At 25.9% G+C, this 17,958-nt stretch carries 17 protein-coding genes; 12 read left to right on the forward strand and 5 right to left on the reverse strand.

Translation table 4 applies throughout. From position 1 onward, the window contains the following. Positions 1–3: 3 nt before the first annotated feature. From ytpR to UPA3_RS01055, 12 genes are all read left to right on the forward strand, one after another. On the forward strand, positions 4–597 hold the full coding sequence (gene ytpR / locus UPA3_RS01000) for a YtpR family tRNA-binding protein (protein ID WP_006688899.1): 594 nt from the start codon (positions 4–6) through the stop codon (positions 595–597). Positions 598–616: 19 nt separating this feature from the next. Next, complete coding sequence (locus tag UPA3_RS01005) at positions 617–1,609, forward strand: ribose-phosphate pyrophosphokinase (RefSeq protein ID WP_010891707.1); 993 nt, start codon at positions 617–619, stop codon at positions 1,607–1,609. A gap of 6 nt (positions 1,610–1,615) precedes the next feature. Further along, positions 1,616–2,155: a ribonuclease M5 gene (rnmV, locus tag UPA3_RS01010; protein ID WP_006688912.1), complete on the forward strand. Its 540-nt coding sequence runs from the start codon at positions 1,616–1,618 to the stop codon at positions 2,153–2,155. A 3-nt stretch (positions 2,156–2,158) separates the two neighbouring features. After that, a complete protein-coding gene (rsmI, locus tag UPA3_RS01015; protein WP_006688957.1) occupies positions 2,159–2,998 on the forward strand; it encodes a 16S rRNA (cytidine(1402)-2'-O)-methyltransferase in 840 nt (279 codons plus the stop codon). Position 2,999: 1 nt separating this feature from the next. Next, entirely contained in the window at positions 3,000–4,226 is a 1,227-nt protein-coding gene (locus UPA3_RS01020) for a replication-associated recombination protein A (RefSeq protein WP_006688885.1), read from the forward strand. Positions 4,227–4,245: 19 nt separating this feature from the next. Then, positions 4,246–5,811 carry a methionine--tRNA ligase gene (metG, locus tag UPA3_RS01025; protein ID WP_006688946.1) on the forward strand — a complete coding sequence of 522 codons (1,566 nt, stop codon included), beginning with the start codon at positions 4,246–4,248 and terminating at the stop codon, positions 5,809–5,811. An 87-nt stretch (positions 5,812–5,898) separates the two neighbouring features. After that, positions 5,899–7,071, forward strand: a complete 1,173-nt coding sequence (locus UPA3_RS01030; RefSeq protein ID WP_006688890.1) for a PstS family phosphate ABC transporter substrate-binding protein — start codon at positions 5,899–5,901, stop codon at positions 7,069–7,071. Further along, positions 7,071–9,266 (forward strand): phosphate ABC transporter permease PstA, encoded by a 2,196-nt coding sequence (gene pstA / locus UPA3_RS01035; RefSeq protein WP_006689125.1) that lies wholly within the window; start codon positions 7,071–7,073, stop codon positions 9,264–9,266. The genes UPA3_RS01030 and pstA overlap by 1 nt, the downstream gene beginning before the upstream one ends. 4 nt (positions 9,267–9,270) lie before the next feature. Further along, the gene (gene pstB, locus UPA3_RS01040; protein WP_006688921.1) at positions 9,271–10,260 is read left to right on the forward strand and encodes a phosphate ABC transporter ATP-binding protein PstB; all 990 of its coding nucleotides are present in this window, start codon (positions 9,271–9,273) and stop codon (positions 10,258–10,260) included. Positions 10,261–10,283: 23 nt separating this feature from the next. Next, positions 10,284–10,940, forward strand: coding sequence for a phosphate signaling complex PhoU family protein (locus UPA3_RS01045; RefSeq protein WP_006688962.1), 657 nt, complete (start codon positions 10,284–10,286; stop codon positions 10,938–10,940). 159 nt (positions 10,941–11,099) lie between these two features. Continuing rightward, a complete protein-coding gene (locus UPA3_RS01050) occupies positions 11,100–11,324 on the forward strand; it encodes a heavy-metal-associated domain-containing protein (protein WP_006688893.1) in 225 nt (74 codons plus the stop codon). Positions 11,325–11,327: 3 nt separating this feature from the next. Further along, a complete protein-coding gene (locus UPA3_RS01055; protein WP_006688858.1) occupies positions 11,328–13,457 on the forward strand; it encodes a heavy metal translocating P-type ATPase in 2,130 nt (709 codons plus the stop codon). Between the two features lie 342 nt (positions 13,458–13,799). On the opposite strand, the gene rpsO is transcribed toward UPA3_RS01055, so the two are convergent. The 5 genes from rpsO to UPA3_RS01080 form a co-directional block, all read right to left on the reverse strand. Continuing rightward, entirely contained in the window at positions 13,800–14,069 is a 270-nt protein-coding gene (gene rpsO / locus UPA3_RS01060; RefSeq protein ID WP_004025791.1) for a 30S ribosomal protein S15, read from the reverse strand. Positions 14,070–14,179: 110 nt separating this feature from the next. After that, positions 14,180–14,890, reverse strand: coding sequence for a ribonuclease III (gene rnc / locus UPA3_RS01065; RefSeq protein WP_004025836.1), 711 nt, complete (start codon positions 14,888–14,890; stop codon positions 14,180–14,182). Further along, entirely contained in the window at positions 14,880–15,875 is a 996-nt protein-coding gene (plsX, locus tag UPA3_RS01070; RefSeq protein WP_006688948.1) for a phosphate acyltransferase PlsX, read from the reverse strand. Before plsX ends, rnc begins: the two co-directional genes overlap by 11 nt. 4 nt (positions 15,876–15,879) lie before the next feature. After that, a complete protein-coding gene (locus UPA3_RS01075; protein WP_006688935.1) occupies positions 15,880–17,574 on the reverse strand; it encodes a DAK2 domain-containing protein in 1,695 nt (564 codons plus the stop codon). Between the two features lie 14 nt (positions 17,575–17,588). Beyond that, positions 17,589–17,855, reverse strand: coding sequence for a hypothetical protein (locus UPA3_RS01080; RefSeq protein WP_006688901.1), 267 nt, complete (start codon positions 17,853–17,855; stop codon positions 17,589–17,591). Positions 17,856–17,958 lie beyond the last annotated feature (103 nt).

Below are 17,958 nucleotides of genomic sequence, written 5' to 3' on the forward strand. Positions count from 1 at the left end.
GAAATGTATATTTATTATAATAAAACAAGTCTAAACGATACGTTAATTTTTTTAAAAAACAATCAGCAATATGATCATCAAGTGTTTTTAAACGATGACTTATTGCTTTTTTATCATGGTGATGAACTAATTGGTTTAAATTTATTTAATGCAAGTGAATATTTAAAAAATTTAAATGAAGGATATTTATATCCTACGACTCAATTAATTCAAAAATTAAGTGATTTAATAAAAATAAAATTATCATTAGATAATGCTTTTAAAGGTTTTGTGGTAGGTAAAATTTTAGAAGTTAATTTAATTCCCAATACTCATTTACATATTTGCTTAGTAGATATAGGTGATCAACAAATACAAATAATATGTGGAGCACAAAATGTCCGTATTGGCTTAAAAACGGTTGTAGCGACACCTAATTTATTAATGCCAAATGGAAATGAAATTAAAAAATCCAAATTAATGAACTATGATTCATTTGGAATGTTGTGTTCACAAAAAGAATTAAATATTAATAATTTTAATTCACAAGGAATTGTCGAACTTAATGATGAATATCAGGTTGGTCAATTGTTTACAAAAGTTTATAGTAATTTATAATTTAAAGTAGGTAAAATTAATGTCAAAAAATGATGATATATTATTATTTAGTCTTTCAAATTCACATCAATTAGCTAATAAAATTGCTAATTTACTAAAAATTGAATTATCACCAATTAGAATTGATAAGTTTGCAGATGGTGAATTAATTGTTGCACCTCAAGTTCCAGTGCGTGGACGTCGAGTTATTATTATTCAATCAACATCTAAACCTGTTAACGATAGTTTAATGGAATTATTAATCGCTATTGACTCAATTAAACGAGCTAGTGCCAAAGCAATTAGTGTTGTAATTCCTTATTATGGATATGCACGTCAAGACCGTAAAGCTAAACCACGTGAACCAATTACAGCACGTTTAGTTGCAAAAATGATTGAGAGTGCGGGCGCAACTAGTGTATTAACTTGAGATATTCATTCTTTACAAACACAAGGTTTTTTTGATATTCCGTTTGATTCATTAGAGGCTGTATGAGTTTTAATGAAACATTATTTTAGTGCTTATAAAGATTCATCAAATATAACTATTGTTTCACCAGATTATGGTGGTGTCAAACGTGCTCGTGAAATTTCAATAGCTACAGGTGCAACATTAGCAATTGTTGATAAACGAAGATCTGGCAAAAATCAGGTGGAAATTAATAATGTATTAGGTGATGTTAAAGATCGTGATTGTGTAATTGTTGATGATATGATTGATACTGGTGGCACAATTTTAGGTGCTGCTAAAATTGTGCGTGAAAAAGGCGCTAAATCAATAACAATTATTGCTACACATGGTTTGTTTAATAATAATGCACGACAACATTTTCAACAAGCAATTAAAGATCGAATTATTAATAAAATTTGTATAGCTGATACAATTGAAAATGAACCTTTTGATGGTCTTGAAATTGTAAGTATCGCTCCAGCAATTGCCAAATGTATTGAAATTTATTCAGAGGGTACAGGTTCGATGTCGTTTGTACATGATGAAAATTCAAAAGTTTTATTTGCTAAAAAAATATATTAAATAAAAATGAATAAACCAATTATCAAAGAAGTTATTATTGTAGAAGGTAAAACAGATGCACAAAAAATTGATCAATTAGTAAATGCACAAATTATTACTACTAATGGATCAGAAATTAATAAAAAGACTTTAGCTTTAATTAAACAAGCACAATTATCAAAAGGAATTATTTTATTTTTAGATCCTGATTATCAAGGAGAAAGAATTCGTAAAATAATTACTAATTATTTAAAAGATGGCATTATTAAACAGTGTTTTATTAGTAAGGACAATATGAAGAATAATTCTAAAAAAATTGGAATTGCTGAAGCTAATAATGATGCTTTATTGAAAGCTTTGAAATCTCAAGGAACATTCGTTATTAATTCAATTGAATCTATTACTTGATTAGAATACTTAAGTTTAAATTTAAATAACAAAAAAATACGTTTAATGCTTTGTGATTATTTAAATATTAGTTATTGTAATCACAAACAATTATTTAAAAGATTAAACATGATGCAAAAAACATTTAAAGAAATTAAAATAATTATTGAAGGATTTTAACTTATGAAATTATGTGATAAAGAATATATTTTATCTGTTATTGCTACACCAATTGGCAATCTTGAAGAAGTTAGTGAACGTGTTATTAAATGTTTAAATGAAGCTTATGTTATTTTATGTGAAGACACTCGAGTTACAGCTAAGCTGTTGCATCTATTAAATATTTATGATTACAAAAAATTAATTAGTTATCATAATTTTAATGAAATTCAAAAATTGAATGAAGCGATTAATTATATTAAAAAATATCCAACAGCTTTAGTTAGTGATGCAGGCTATCCAACAATTTCAGATCCTGGTTATAAATTAATTAATGAATGTCATCAACAAAATATTGGAATTCAAGTTATTAATGGTCCCTCAAGTTTGATGCATGCTCTAGTTGCTAGTGGAATGTGTTCGCAAGATTTTATGTTTTTAGGTTTTTTAGGTAAAACGCAAAAACAACGTGTTGAAAAACTAAAATTATATAAAAACTTGCAAACAACTTTTGTTATTTATGAAGCTGTGCACCGAATAGAAAAGACTTTAATGGATATATATGAAATATGAGGAGATATTTTAATTTTTATCGGGCGCGAACTAACAAAAAAAAATGAAAGTCATTATTATGGTTATCTTTCACAACTACCCCCAATTACTGAAAAAGGAGAGTTTGTAATTGTTATTGATAATAAGATCAATCAAGATGTTATTAAGAATAATAATATTAATGAATGTCTAATTAAAATTAGAGATTTAATGAAACAAAATTTTAAATTAAAAGATGCTTGTAAAGAAGTTAGTAAATCTTCTAATTTTGATAGTAAAGAATTATATAAATTAATAATTAATCAAAAATAATATGTTAGATAAATTAATTAAAACTCTAAAAAATCCTCATAGTATTGATGACATTGTTGGTCAAAAATATTTATTAGATGAAATTGGTATAATTAGAAGAATGGTTAATCACCATCAAGTATTTAATTTAATTTTTTATGGCCCCCCAGGTGTAGGAAAATCATCGCTTGCTAAAGTTTTAGCACAAGATTTAAAAGTTCCATTTGCTTTTTTCAATCCAGTTGTTGATTCAAAAAAGCAATTAATGCAAATCATTGAACAAGCATTAGATTTAAATAACTTTATTATCATTATTGATGAAATTCATCGATTAAATAAAGATAAACAAGATATTTTATTACCAATTATTGAAGCAAATAAAATTAAATTATTTGCGACAACAACTGAAAATCCGTTTTTTGTTATTAACCCTGCTTTAAGAAGTCGTTGTCAACTATTATCATTAAAACCATTAACGAGTTCACAAATTAGTGAACGAATTAAAACTTTGATTAATGTTGAAGAAGTTTTTGAACCACAAGCTTTTAATTTATTAATTAATAAAACTAATGGAGATTTAAGGGCTGTTATCAATACATTAGAAATTATTTATTTATTATATAAAGAACATAAAGTTGATTATGTATTACTAAAACGTATTATGCAAGAATCATACGCATTAGGTAGTAGCGATGGCGATGAAATTCATGACTTAAAATCAGCTTTTCATAAATCAATGCGTGGAAGTGATTGTGATGCAGCTTTATATTATTTAGCACGTTTAATAATCATAGGTGATTTTGAAGCGATTTATCGAAGAGTTAGTGTTTGTGTTCATGAAGATATAGGTTTAGCTAATCCTAATCTATGTTTACGTGTTGATCAAGGAATTAATTCTTGTCGATTTTTAGGATATCCAGAAAATCAAGTAATTTTAGCTAATTTAGTTTTACAAATTTGTTTATCAAATAAATCAAACTCTGTATATCTTGCCTATCAAAAAGCATTTGAAGATGCTGCTAATGGCAAACAATATTCAATTCCAAATCATGTCCGTGATGCTCATTATGCATCAGCAATAAAATTGGGTGTTCATGGTTATAAATATCCACACGATTTTAAAAATAACTATGTTAATCAACAATATTTACCACGTGAATTAACAAACAAAAAATATTATGTTCCCCAAAACAACGAACAAGAGTTTAAATTAAACCAAAATCAACAAAAATTTAAAAATAATAATTAAAAATTTTAAGGAGAAAAATATGTTAAAACAAAAGAAATTTTTTATCTCTACTCCCATTTACTATTCTTCTGGAAATCCTCATATTGGTCATGCTTATACAACGATCATTGCTGATGTTTTAGCACGTTATAAACGCTTGTTTGGATATGATGTTTTCTTTTTAACAGGAATGGATGAGCATGGTCAAAAAATCCAACAAAAAGCTTTTGAAGAAAACATTTCTCCCAAAGCTTTGGTCGATCGTAATTCAATTATTTTTTTAAATTTATGAAAACGATTAAATATTAGTTTTTCAAAATTTATTCGTACAACGCAAATGGATCATGAAGAGTCTGTACAAAAAGTTTTTAGTTATTTATATAAACAAGGAAAAATTTATTTAGGCCAATGGACAGGTTATTATTGTGTATCATGCGAAGAAAATTATAATCCTGCTGAAATTATTAAAAGTCAAGATAATATAATGTTATGTCGCATGGGTCATAAATTAGAAACTAAGTCTGAAGAATCATATTTTTATAAAATGAGTGATCAAGCACCATTTTTAAAAACTTACTATCAAAATCATCCGAATTTCATTATTCCAAATGAACGTGCAAATGAAATGGTTAATAACTTCTTAAATAATTTAGAAGATTTAAGTATTTCACGTACTACTTTTGATTGAGGGATTCCTATTGCTGAAAATCCAAAACATGTAATTTATGTTTGATTAGATGCATTAATGAATTATTTAACTGCAACTGGTTATTTATCAAATAATGAGGAATTATTTCAAAAATATTGATGTGATAATGAAACTGAAATTGTTCATTTATTATCAAAGGAAATTGCGCGTTTTCACTGCATTTATTGACCAATCTTTTTAAATGATTTACAAATTCGTTTTCCATCAACAATTTTATCACATGGATGAATCATTACAAAAGAAGGCAAAATGTCTAAATCATTAGGCAATGTAATTGATCCTAATGTTTTAATTGATACTTATGGTGTGGATGCACTTCGTTATTATTTAATGGCTGATTTAAGTTTATTTAGAGATGCTATTTTTAGTGAAGATAATTTGATTGAAACTTATAATACTCAATTAGCAAATAGTTATGGTAACATGATTTCAAGAACATTGGGAATGTTAAAAAAATATCGAAATAATATAGTTCCAAAATATGTTGGTTGTGTTTTAAAAAATGATGAAAAATTAGAAAATTTAATTAATAAAAATATTGAATTAGTTCAAGAAAACATTAATAAATATAGTATTGATAAAGCACTTAATTGCATTCAAGAAATTTTAGTTGAAGCAAATAAATATATTGAAGATAATAAACCTTGAGAATTAGCTAAAAATCAACAAGAGCAAGAATTAGATTCACTTTTAGTTCATTTAGTAAAAGTTATTCAAGTAACTACTACTTTATTATCACCAATTTTAATTGAAGGAAGTAAAAAAGCAGTTGAACAATTAAATTTTGATGAATCTTTTTTAACTTTAGCTAGTTTAGCATCTTATGATATATTCAACTACCATAAAGTTAATGATTCAAAACCAATTTTTGCAAGAATCATTGTAGAAAAACAATAAAATCTTTAATTCTTTGTAATTATTAAAATAATTAAGCTTTTTTTATATAATTTATAAGACTAACATTTAATAGTAGTTGAGGAATTAATGAGGTTAAGATATAAAATCTTATGCGCTAGCTTAGGAGTGGTTGGTGTTGTTGGTGTTATTGCTGCAATATCAATTGATTATAAACAAATTCCAATTGTTTATGCAAATGGTAGTTCATCAGTATTACCCTTAATTCAGGCCTTATCTGAAAAACATCATAAACAAGATATTATTTCTAATGCTGGAGGTTCTTCGTTAGGAATAATTGAAGCTGTTGAACAAAGAACTAATATAGGCGTAAGTTCACGTAGTCCAAATATTGATTTTGAGCAACAAAGTGTTGAAAAAAGTCATGTAGTTTATGATAAGTGAAAACAAAATCAATTGAAAACTTATACAATTGCTTGAGATGGTATAGGCATTATTTATAAACTCAATAAAACTAATCATGAATTAGTTTTAACAAAAGACAATATTATTAAATTGTTTAAAGCTTTTACTGGGAATGAACAAGTAAGTTATTATGATCTTGATCCCCAATTACCAAAAACACCAATTTTAGCTTATTCACGCACAGGTGGAGCAAATGCCTCAGGGACAGCCGAGGCTTTTTTGACTTCTAATCCATTAATTTCTAAAAAAGAATTTAAAAAAAAATATCATGATATTTATAAGGTTATTGAAGCTGGTACTTATGGCAAATTAATAAGAAGTACTGAAGAATCGAATACTCAAGCTTGAACAAATATTTCTAAAGATAATGTAGATGGATCAATAACTTATTTATCAACAGGTTTTATTCTTAAAAATTATGATCAAATTATTGCTAAAGGATATAAGATTGCTTATTTACAAAATAAAGATTTAAAAAATTATTTACCTTTTGAAATTAATGAAAACAAACAAGAAATTGTTAATGTTGCTAAAACTTATGGATGATATCGACCTTTTAATTTAGTTTTTAGTTTAAATATGCAAGGAATTAAAAATACTAAAGAATTCGTTTGATGATTATTAACCAATAAAAAAGTTGAAAAAATCATTCAAGAATCAGGGTTTATTCCCCTTACTTTTGAACAAAAAAATTCAATGTTCTTAAAACCTTATAAAGATGAACAATCTTTTCAAGAAGCCATTAACAATCAAAGCGCAAAAAACAATTTTTTTGTAAGTGATTTTGAATTAATAGAATCAAATAGAATTAATATATTAGGAGCAAAATCAGCATAATGAGTATTTTAAATCTTAATTCGCAACAGACTAAAAAAATCATTTTTAACAAAAAAATAAAAGATAAACTAGCTAAAACGTTAGTTATTAGTTTTGCTTGATTATTTTCTATTTGTTTTATTGGTTTAGTTGTTTTTATTATTATTCGTTCAATACCTGGCTTTGAAGCTTATGGATTAAAAAACATTTTTTGAAGCAAGAATTTTAACTTAGCTGATTATGCTGCTGGTTCATCAGTTTGATTTCCATTAGCAATTACTTTGCTTGTTTCGTTTGGTGCAATTATAATTGCTGCTCCAATTGGTATTAAAACAGCTACTTTTATTAAGTTTAGAATTAAAAACAAAAGATTACAAAAATTTTTTAGAGTCACGATTTTAGCATTAGCTGGAATTCCTTCAGTTATTTTTGGATTATTTGCTATTCAGTCTTTAGGTCCTGCAATTTCGTTTGTTTTCCACATTGATACTGTTCAAAACATTACTACGTCAATGTTTATGTTAGCGTTTATTATTATTCCGACAATTATTTCTTTAACGCTAAGCACATATGATGGTATTGATATGCGTTTAATTGAAAATGGGATAGGAATGGGAAGTTCTTATACACGTTCAATTTATAAGATTTTTAAAAAAGAAGCTCGTGGTGGTATCATTATTGCCATTATTATTGCCTTAGGTCGTGCGATCGGCGAAACAATGGCCATTAGTATGATTTTAAGTGATCAAGGTTACCAAAACATTTTTGGTACTGGTTTTTTACAAATTATGCACTCTGCTCTTCGTCCATTAGGTGCTGTAATTTCAGCTAACATGTTCGCTGAAAATGGTGGCGAAGGTTTAAGAGGATTACTATATATTTATGGGATCGTTTTATTTGTAGCGATTATGATTTTAAATGGCCTTGTAACTTATTTAACAAGAAAACGTTCAAAGAAAACATATGCTTGATTTATTAAATTAGAAAAAAGTTTAGCTTATATAGTTTGTTTTATACCAGATCAATTAAAAATTTTATATGAGAAAATTACGCATCGTTCCCAATATAAATTACATGTAAACAATTTGGATAACTTAAATAACTATATTACAGATCGTATTCAAAATCGAAAACTAAAACGTTTATATACTGTTCACAAATTATTTTTTGAATCATTAGCGTTTATGGTTGCTTTTGCTTTTTTAGCTTGAATTTCACTAGATATTTTAGTTAATGGAATTAAAGCAATTAATTTACCAACATCAACAGTAGTAGCTTATACAAAAAACACAACTGGACAAGCAACAATTAATACTTTAATAATTATTATTGTTGCAATTTTAATTGGTTTACCATTTTCATTGTTTGTCGCAATTTATATTAATGAATATGCTAAAAATAAATGACCAAAAAAAGTTTTATTATTTTTTATTGATTCATTTGGATCAACGCCTTCGATTATTTTTGGGATGTTTGGTTTAGTTATTTTTATTGAAATTTTTGGTTTTACTTCAATGGGTAATATTGGTAAATCACTATTAGCGGGTGCTTTAACAATTACTTTAGTAGTCCTTCCAACATTTACACGTTCAATTCAACAATCTTTAAAAGCAGTACCAATGAGCATTCGTGAAAATGCTTATGGATTGGGATGTTCAAAGTGAGAAACAATTGTTAAATTAGTTTTACCACAAGCAAAAAAAGGAATTATTTCTGCGATTGTATTAACAATTGGTCGAATTGTAGCTGAAACTGCACCATTGTATTTAACAGCAGGTTTATCATCAGCTCAAAGCATAACAATTTTAAATCCTGGACAAACATTAACAACACGTATTTATGCTCAATTATATGAAAATAATACAAATATTGCTCATAATGTAATGTACGAATCTGCTTTTATTACTTTATGATTAGTTATTGCATTAATCATCATTGCTCACGTTATTGTTCCTTATTTTGAATTTATTAAACATGATATTAAAAAATGGTTTAAAATTTTAAAAAATTATCTTCGCGCACCTTACATGCGTGATATTAAAGTTTTCAAACCACAAATTTATCAAAAACATCTTTATTTAACACATAATCAAGCCAAAATCATGGGATATAATGAATCAGTAAATAAAGTTGCTAAAATTGGTTTAAAGTTATATGAAATTCGTTATGTTGATGATGAACAAATTCAAAAAGAGTTATTAAAAGTTAGGGGATAAAAATATGAATGATCAAAAAGACAATAAAGAAATTCAAACAATTGTTCCTTTAAATCAAAAAACTAATTTAAATGAATTGGATGCTAAAGCAATTTATGATGAATTTCAAAAATTAAATAAATACCAAAGAGCTTTTGCTTGACTAAAACTTCCAAAACAAAAAAAAGCTGAATTAAAGCAATTTTTAAATAAGAAAAAAACGCAAGTTGATTTGCTAAAAGAAGATTTTAATCACGCAAATGTTTTTGAAATTCGAAACTTTAATTTTTGATATATGAATCGAACAAAACATGTTCTACATGATTTAAATTTGGATATTAAAAGAAATAAAGTAACAGCATTTATTGGCCCAAGTGGTTGTGGTAAATCAACTTTTTTAAGAAATTTAAATCAATTAAACGATTTAATAGAAGGGACTAGTCACGAAGGTGAAATTTATTTTTTAGGAACTAATACACGTTCAAAAAAAATATCATCATTAGAATTAAGAACACGAATCGGGATGGTTTTTCAAAAACCAACACCATTTGAAATGAGTATTTTTGATAATGTTGCATATGGTCCACGAAATAATGGAATTAATGATCGTAAAATTTTAGAAAAAATTGTTGAAAAATCATTAAAAAGTGCAGCTTTATGAGATGAAGTTAAAGATGATTTAGATAAAGCTGGGAACGCTTTATCAGGTGGTCAGCAACAACGTTTATGTATTGCGCGAGCAATTGCTTTAGAGCCAGAAGTGTTGTTAATGGATGAACCAACAAGTGCTTTAGATCCAATTGCAACAGCTAAAATTGAAGAATTAATATTAGAATTAAAAAAGAAATATTCTATTATTATTGTGACTCACTCAATGGCACAAGCCCAGCGAATAAGTGATGAAACTGTGTTTTTTTATCAAGGGTGAATTGAAGAAGCGGGAGAAACAAAAACTATTTTTATCCATCCTAAAAATAAAAGAACAAAAGATTATATTTCTGGAAAGATTGGTTAATAAAAAGAACTGGTGATATATTTATGGCTACTAATTATTTTTTAATGAAAGAATCACAATGTGATTTACTAAATGATTTTAAAAACTTTTTTCAAATGGTAATTGATAATCAAAAACTAATTTGTGATTTATTAAAAAACGATCAATCATCATATAAAGAAACATATGAAAAAGCTTGTTTTTTAGAAAAAAAAGTTAATACAACATATGCTGATATGTTAGAAGAAATTATGTGAATTATTCAACGTGACCAACCACGTGCTAGTTATTTACGTTTTTTTATTGCAGGAATCAATTCTATTAAAGATTTAGAAAGAATTTCTGATCACTCTGAAATTATTTGTGAATACTTTTTAGAAACTGAATTTGATGAAGAACAAAAAAATTTTTTTTTAACTAGCTTTGAGATTTCTAATCAAATTCTTTCTGATTTATATGATTTTTTTGATAAAAATGAATTTAGTGTCAATACAATTGAACATATTAAAGATTTACGTTCTAAATCAATTATGAAAATCAATAAAAATTTAATTCAGTCCTTACATGATCAATCAAAACTATTAGATGAAAACTCAAATTATATTAAATTAATTTTAATGTATCGTCATATTGAACGAAATATTGAACATGGCATAAATATTGTGCAGAACTTTGGTAATGTGCACATTACCAGTCGTTAATAAATCATTAGCAAAAACTAGGCATTTACCTAGTTTTTTTATTTATATAAAAAATAAGTCTTCCAAAAATTTTACATAAAAAGTGAAAAAAATGGAACAAATTTATATTTTTGTGTTTTAATATTAGTGTACCAATTATTTTACTTGGAGGTCTTATTTATGACTTATATGCTATTAACATCTAGTGACTTACATTGCGGGTCATGTTCTTCAAATTTATATAATGTACTTGAAAAGATTGGCGCACAAAATATTAGTGTAAATATTTTAAATTCAGAATTTGCTTTTGAATTTGAAGAAAATAAAATTGCTGATCAAGATGTAATTAAAGAAATCAATAAAAATGGTTTCAAAACAAATATTTTAGAAAAATACATATACTAAAAAATGTTAAAGAATAATTTAATTAAAAAATTTCAATTACTACCTATTAATAAAAGAAGATATTTAATTTCTTTAATGAAAACATCAATAGCACTTCTAATTAGTATTCCTTTAATGGTTTTTGAAATGCTATTTATGTTTAAAAGTAATTTAATTTTAAGCATTGATGGTTATTTTATATATGGATGAATTGTTTTTGTTTTAAGTATTTTCATTGTCTTTGGTTTAGGTTTTAGTTTTTTTAAGGGTGCTTTTTTTGAAGTTTTTAAATGAAAAAAACCTGGAATGTCTTTACTTGTTGTTATTTCAACATGTGTTGCTTTCATATATAGTACTTATAGTTTAATTTCTAACACAATTATTTATGAACCTAAACTACATGGTTTTTTTGAAACAGCTTGCATGATTATAGCGACAATGAGTGTTGGTCAATTAGTTAGTGATCGTATTAAACTAAAAGCAAATCAAGATCTACAATCTTTAAATAATTTACAAGTCAAAAAATATAATAGTTATGATTTGAACACAAAACAAGTTAGTGAAAAAGTTGTTTTTCAAGCTAAAATTAACGAATACGCACTAGTTAAAAAAGGTGAAATTGTTCCATTAGATGGCGTATTATATTCACAAATTGCTGAAGTTGATGAATCATCATTAACTGGTGAAGCTCGTCCAATTCTAAAAACAATTAATAATGATATTATTGCTGGATCAATTAATGTTGGAGATAATTTTATTTTTAAAATTACTAAACTTTATAATGATTCAACGATTAAAAAAATTATTAATGGTGTTAATCAAATTGCTAGTAGCAAGCCAAAAATTCAAGTTGTTGCTGATAAGATTTCGTTATGATTCACTCCATTTATCTTATTAATGGCCATTCTAGCTTTTTTACTACAAGCTTTTGTACCAAGTATTCAAGAGTTACCAATTGCTTTTTTAAATCTTCATGGATCAAATAATGATTCTAATTTATATGAAAAAGCAGCATATGTAGCAGTTTCTGTTCTAGTTATATCATGTCCATGTGCATTTGGTATTGCTGTGCCTTTAGCAGTTTTAATTGGTGCAGGGCATGGTGCTAAAAGTGGGATTACATTTAACAATAGTAATATTTTTGAAAAGATTAAAAAAGTTAATGCAATTGCTTTTGATAAAACAGGGACATTAACTTATGGAAAATTACAATTAAAACAAGTTATAGGAAATGATCAATTTTTAGATTTAATTTATCAAATGGAATTAATTTCTTTACATCCACTAGCAAAATCATTCGTAACTTATGCCATTATTAATAATATCGTCATGAGTACAAAATTAATTGATATTAAAGAAGTTGCAGGAGTGGGGATTATTGCTAAAGATGTTGATGGTAATATTTATGAATTAACATCAGAACATTATGCAAATGAAAATCAATTTGATTTTTCATTGATTAATCAAAAATCTTCTACTTCTACTAATTTATTAGCTTCAAATATTATTTTTAGTATTAACAAAAAGGTGCAATCAATTCTTGTTTTTGAAGATGAAATTCGTGCTGATGCTTATGAAACAATTAAGGTATTGCATGAAAATAATATTGAAACTTATATGATTACTGGTGATAGTTTTAATGTTGCTCAAAAAATCGCAAAGGAATTAGGAATTAAACATTTTTATGCTCAAGTTAAACCAGAAGAAAAAGCTAACATTATTAAAAAAATTCAAAATGATCAAAAAACTGTAATGTATGTTGGCGATGGTATTAATGATTTATTAGCTTTAAAACAAGCTAATGTTTCTATATCAATTGGTGAAACTAATAAAGCAACTAATGCAGTTGCTGATATTAGTTTAATCAAACCAGATATTTTAAATATTTACAAAGTAATTAAACTAACAAAAATTACTAAGATGTTTATTGTAAGTAGTTTACTATGAGCGTTTGGTTATAATCTAATTTTTATTCCACTAGCATTAATTGGTATTATTCCACCATTTATTTCTGTTTTAATTATGACAACTAGTGATATTGCTGTTGTATTAAACTCATTAATTTTTAGATTATTAAAAATGCGTCTAGTTAATAAAAAGCAAATTCATAAACTTAATTTAAAAATTATCAATGAGGCTATGTTACATAAATAATTTTATTTATTTTTTAATTTACTAATTAAATAAAAAAACACTTGTTGTATATTAAACAAGTGTTTTTGTTTTAATTAATTAATAAACTCATGCGAAGATGAAATAATAATGAATTTGGAGAACATTCCTTATAATAAGCGACAAATTATAAAGATAATAGGCATTTAGTTTAATAATTAATTTGCACTTCTTTTAAGAAAAGGACGAAATCTAAAAGAAACACACATTAAAATTATAAAATCTATTAATAAAAAAACAGCTTTTCATATATCTTTTAGGTTAATGATATTTATTTCCTATAATTAAAAAAACATTAGTTAATTAAATTTAACTAATGTTTTTTTATCCTCTTAAGTTTAATTCTTTAATTAAAGCACGATAACGTTCAATATCAACACGTTGTAAGTATGATAATAATTTTTTACGTTGAGCTACTTTTTTGTATAAACCACGCTTTGAAGCTTTATCTTTTTTATTTTCAATCATATGTGTTGTTAATGAATCAATTTCAGCACTTAAGATTGCTACTTGAACTTCTGTTTTTCCTGTATTTGATGCAGAACCACCAAATTTAACTGTTAAATCATGTTTTTGTTGTTTGCTTACTGCCATGATAATCTCCTTGAATTGTATATTTTTTTAATCTATTCCTAACTTAGTTTAATTTCGAAGATTTTAAATCAAACTATGCAAGAAATCAATATCTAATAATTTTAACATAATTATGCTTTTTTTGTATAATCATCAAGTTTTAAAATTGCATTTTTAGCTGCTAAAATTTCTGCTTCTTTTCGCGTTGATGCTATTCCAATTCCATAAATTAAATCATTTCAAACTAAATGGACTTCTTTTTTATCGCCTTCATTACGTACTAATTTATACATAATAGGTTTTTTATTAATACGTTGGGCTTGTTCTTGAAAAATCGTTTTATAATCTTTTTGATAATTAATTTGGCCTTCTCTAAAATATTTAATTAAAGTTTTTTCAAGAATTAATGAAACTTTTTTAATACCTTGATCTTGAGCTACAGCACCTATAAATGCTTCAAAAATATCTTCATAGATTTTTTCCATACGAGCTGATTGGTCTTGTTCTAAACCAACACCAATCATTAAAAAATCAGTTAACCCTAAATCTTTAGCAGCATATGATAAAATCTCGCTTCGTACCATATTAGAACGCGCTCGAGTCATTTCACCTTCATCTAAAGAACGCATTTTTTCATTATCTTTAATTTTGTAGTTAAAAATAAAATTGCTAATTACCCATTCAACACAAGCATCACCTAAAAATTCTAAACGTTGATAGTTTTTAGTAAGTTTATGCTCGTTTGCATAAGATTTATGTGTTAATGCTTCAAGATAAATAGATAAATTTTTTGGTTCAATTCTATTTTGTTTTAAAAAATCTAAAAATTTTTTATTGTCCATAATAATTATTTAAATCTTTTTTAATTTCATTTAAAACATCTGCTTTAATTGTTTCATACAAAATTTTTAAAGCACTCATAAATTGTTGGTAATCAGCACTACCATGGGTTTTAACTAAAATGCCATCTAATCCTAAAACAAAAGCTCCAGCATGTTCTTTATAATCAAATGCTTTTTTTATTTTTTTAAAAATTGGTTTTGACAATAAAGCAGCAAAAAGATTTTTTGGTTTTTTATATTCATTTTTTAAAAAATTAGAAATTGTTTTACCAACACCTTCCATTGTTTTTAAAGCAATGTTTCCACTAAAACCATCAGCAACTAAAACATCAACTTCTCGTTCTAAAATTGTTTTTGGTTCTACAAAACCCACATAATTTAAGTTTGATGTTTTTAATAATTCATTAGCTTCTTGATGATATGGTAAACCTTTATGATCTTCAGTACCAATATTTAAAACGCCAACACGAGGATTTGGAGTACGCATTTTAGCAATTGTATTAGCCATGATTGCAAAATTAAATAGATCTGTACCATCAACATCAATTGATGCACCCACATCTAATAAATTTGTAACACCACCATCAATTGTTGGAACAAAAGGCATAAAAGCAGGTTTCTTAATATGTTCTAATAATCCGATTGTAGCATAAGCATTATAAACAAAAACAGCAGAATTTCCAGCTGTTAACATTCCATCAGCTTGCTTATCTTTTAAATATCTTAAAGCTAAATGCATTGATGAATTTTGTTTTTTACGAGCTGATAAGATAGTATCATTTTGTTCAATGCTTACTTCAGTATGTACAATAGGGAATAAACGTCAATCATTATCTAATAATGGCTTAATTAATTGTTCATTTCCTACTAAGATAATTTCTAAATCATCTTCATGTTGATAATAAAAATCTTTAGCTGCTTTAATTACATGTTCTAAATCATTTTCATAACCCATTGTATCTAATAAAATTTTAATTTTTTCCATAATATTATTGAATTCCTATGTAGTAATGATATAAACTTTGACCAGTATATCTTAAATCACAAATAATTCCATATTTTTCTGAAATGTATTTTTCAATTTGATGTACATCTGTTTGTGAAGCATTAATGCCATAATATATATAACAAATTTCTGGTTTTTTTAAACTTTCAATTAACATTTCAATTGTTTTTAATAAAACATCATAAGCATTTTTTTCAGAAGCGATAATTTTTTTATTAATAATGCCTATATAATCATCTTTATTAACAGTAATATGTGGATATTTAACATTTTTAATTGAAGTAGTAATCATCCCACTACGTGCTTTTTTAACTATTTTATTCATTGTTTTAAAATTTGTGCGATAATCATTTTGCTGTTCAAAATGAGAAATCGCTAAAAGCGTTTCAAAAACATTATAAGCTCCAATTACAGAAACCAAAATGTTGTTTTCAGCAACGATTTTTGAAGCTTGTTCAGCAGCTAATACAATATTTGAATCATCAGTGACAATAAAAATTTGTGAAGAGTTTGTTGAGTTAATTTCATCGACAAAACGTTGAATTGATGGAGCTCCTTCTGTTTCAGTAACAATAACATTATCAATACCATGTTCTTCAATAAACATTTTTTTAAACTTTTCAGATGGAACTGTTGCAATAATTTTTTGCTCCATACTTAAAGTCAATTTATTTTCTTTTTTTGTAGTCAACCCTTTTCGTTCTAAACTTTCATAAAATTGGTTTGTCATGTTTTCAATTTTAATCTTATCAAATTCACCATATTTTTGTGATAATTGTAAGAATTTATAAGGAGTTAGGGTATGCAAATGAACTTTAACTAGATCTTCATCTTGGATTGCTACAATACTATCACCGATTTTTGCTAATTCACTTTTATATTTTTCAAATTCAAAAAAACTTTTACTTGGTGAATTAGGGATAATTTTTTTTCGTAAAGATAAAATAATTTCACTACAATAACCAAAACCTTCTTCTTTTTCTTTATGTATAATTTCAAGATCAAGCGGTTTAGTCTTTGATTTAATATTTTCTTCTTCGTTTTTAATAATTAATTTTTCATCAAATGTATTTGTTAAGCTTTGATACATTCCTTTTAGAAAACTTACTAAACCATATCCACCAGAATCAACAACATTAGCTTCTTTTAGCGAAGGTAACATTTCTGGTGTTCTTTCTAGAATGATTTGCGCTTCTTTTGTAACAAATGCAAATAAATCTTCGACACTATCAAAATTTTGACGTTCACTTATTCGCTCATTAATAACGCGAATGACTGTTAAAATTGTTCCTTCAATAGGTGTAGAGACGCTTGCATAAGCTTTTTCTTTTGCACCATTAAAAGCTTGTTTTAATTGTTCAATACTAACTTCATAAGCATCGTTATTTAAAGCATCCATAAATCCACGAAATATTTGACTTAAAATAACACCAGAGTTACCTCTGGCGTTCATTAATAGACCACGACTAAAAATTTTAGCAAGTTGGGAAAAATTGGATATTTCTATCTCTTTAATAGCAATAATTGCACCAGCTGTTGTGGTTTTCATGTTTGAACCAGTATCACCATCTGGAACAGGAAAAACATTTAAATCGTTAATATATTCACATTCAATTTCTAATATTTTTGCACCTGCATATAACATTTTTTGAAAAAGATCTAACTTAATTGTTTTCATATCACACTTCCATTTTAACAGTTTATAATGATGTTAATAACCACATTATCATCATTTAATTGTTTTGACAATTCATAATATACTAAATTACGCGCTTCATTTGCTACACTTAAAACATTAACAACATCTTCATGTAAATCAATTTTAATTACAAAATAATTACGATTAAAATCTGATAATTTGTCATTTATGTCAACACTAAAAATCCCAGGAACTTTTAAAATAGAGGATGTAATTAAACTTTTAACAAGTTGAGTATCAAATTTAGTTTTTTTTAACATGCCCTACTCCCACCACATTTACGCTCTCATATTTATAGTTTCAAAATTATATTATATTATAAAATTATTATTTATGTTTTTAGACAAATAAGATAAATACAAT

It is taken from the genome of Ureaplasma parvum serovar 3 str. ATCC 27815 (genome assembly GCF_000019345.1).
Classification (GTDB): domain Bacteria; phylum Bacillota_I; class Bacilli_A; order Mycoplasmatales; family Mycoplasmoidaceae; genus Ureaplasma; species Ureaplasma parvum.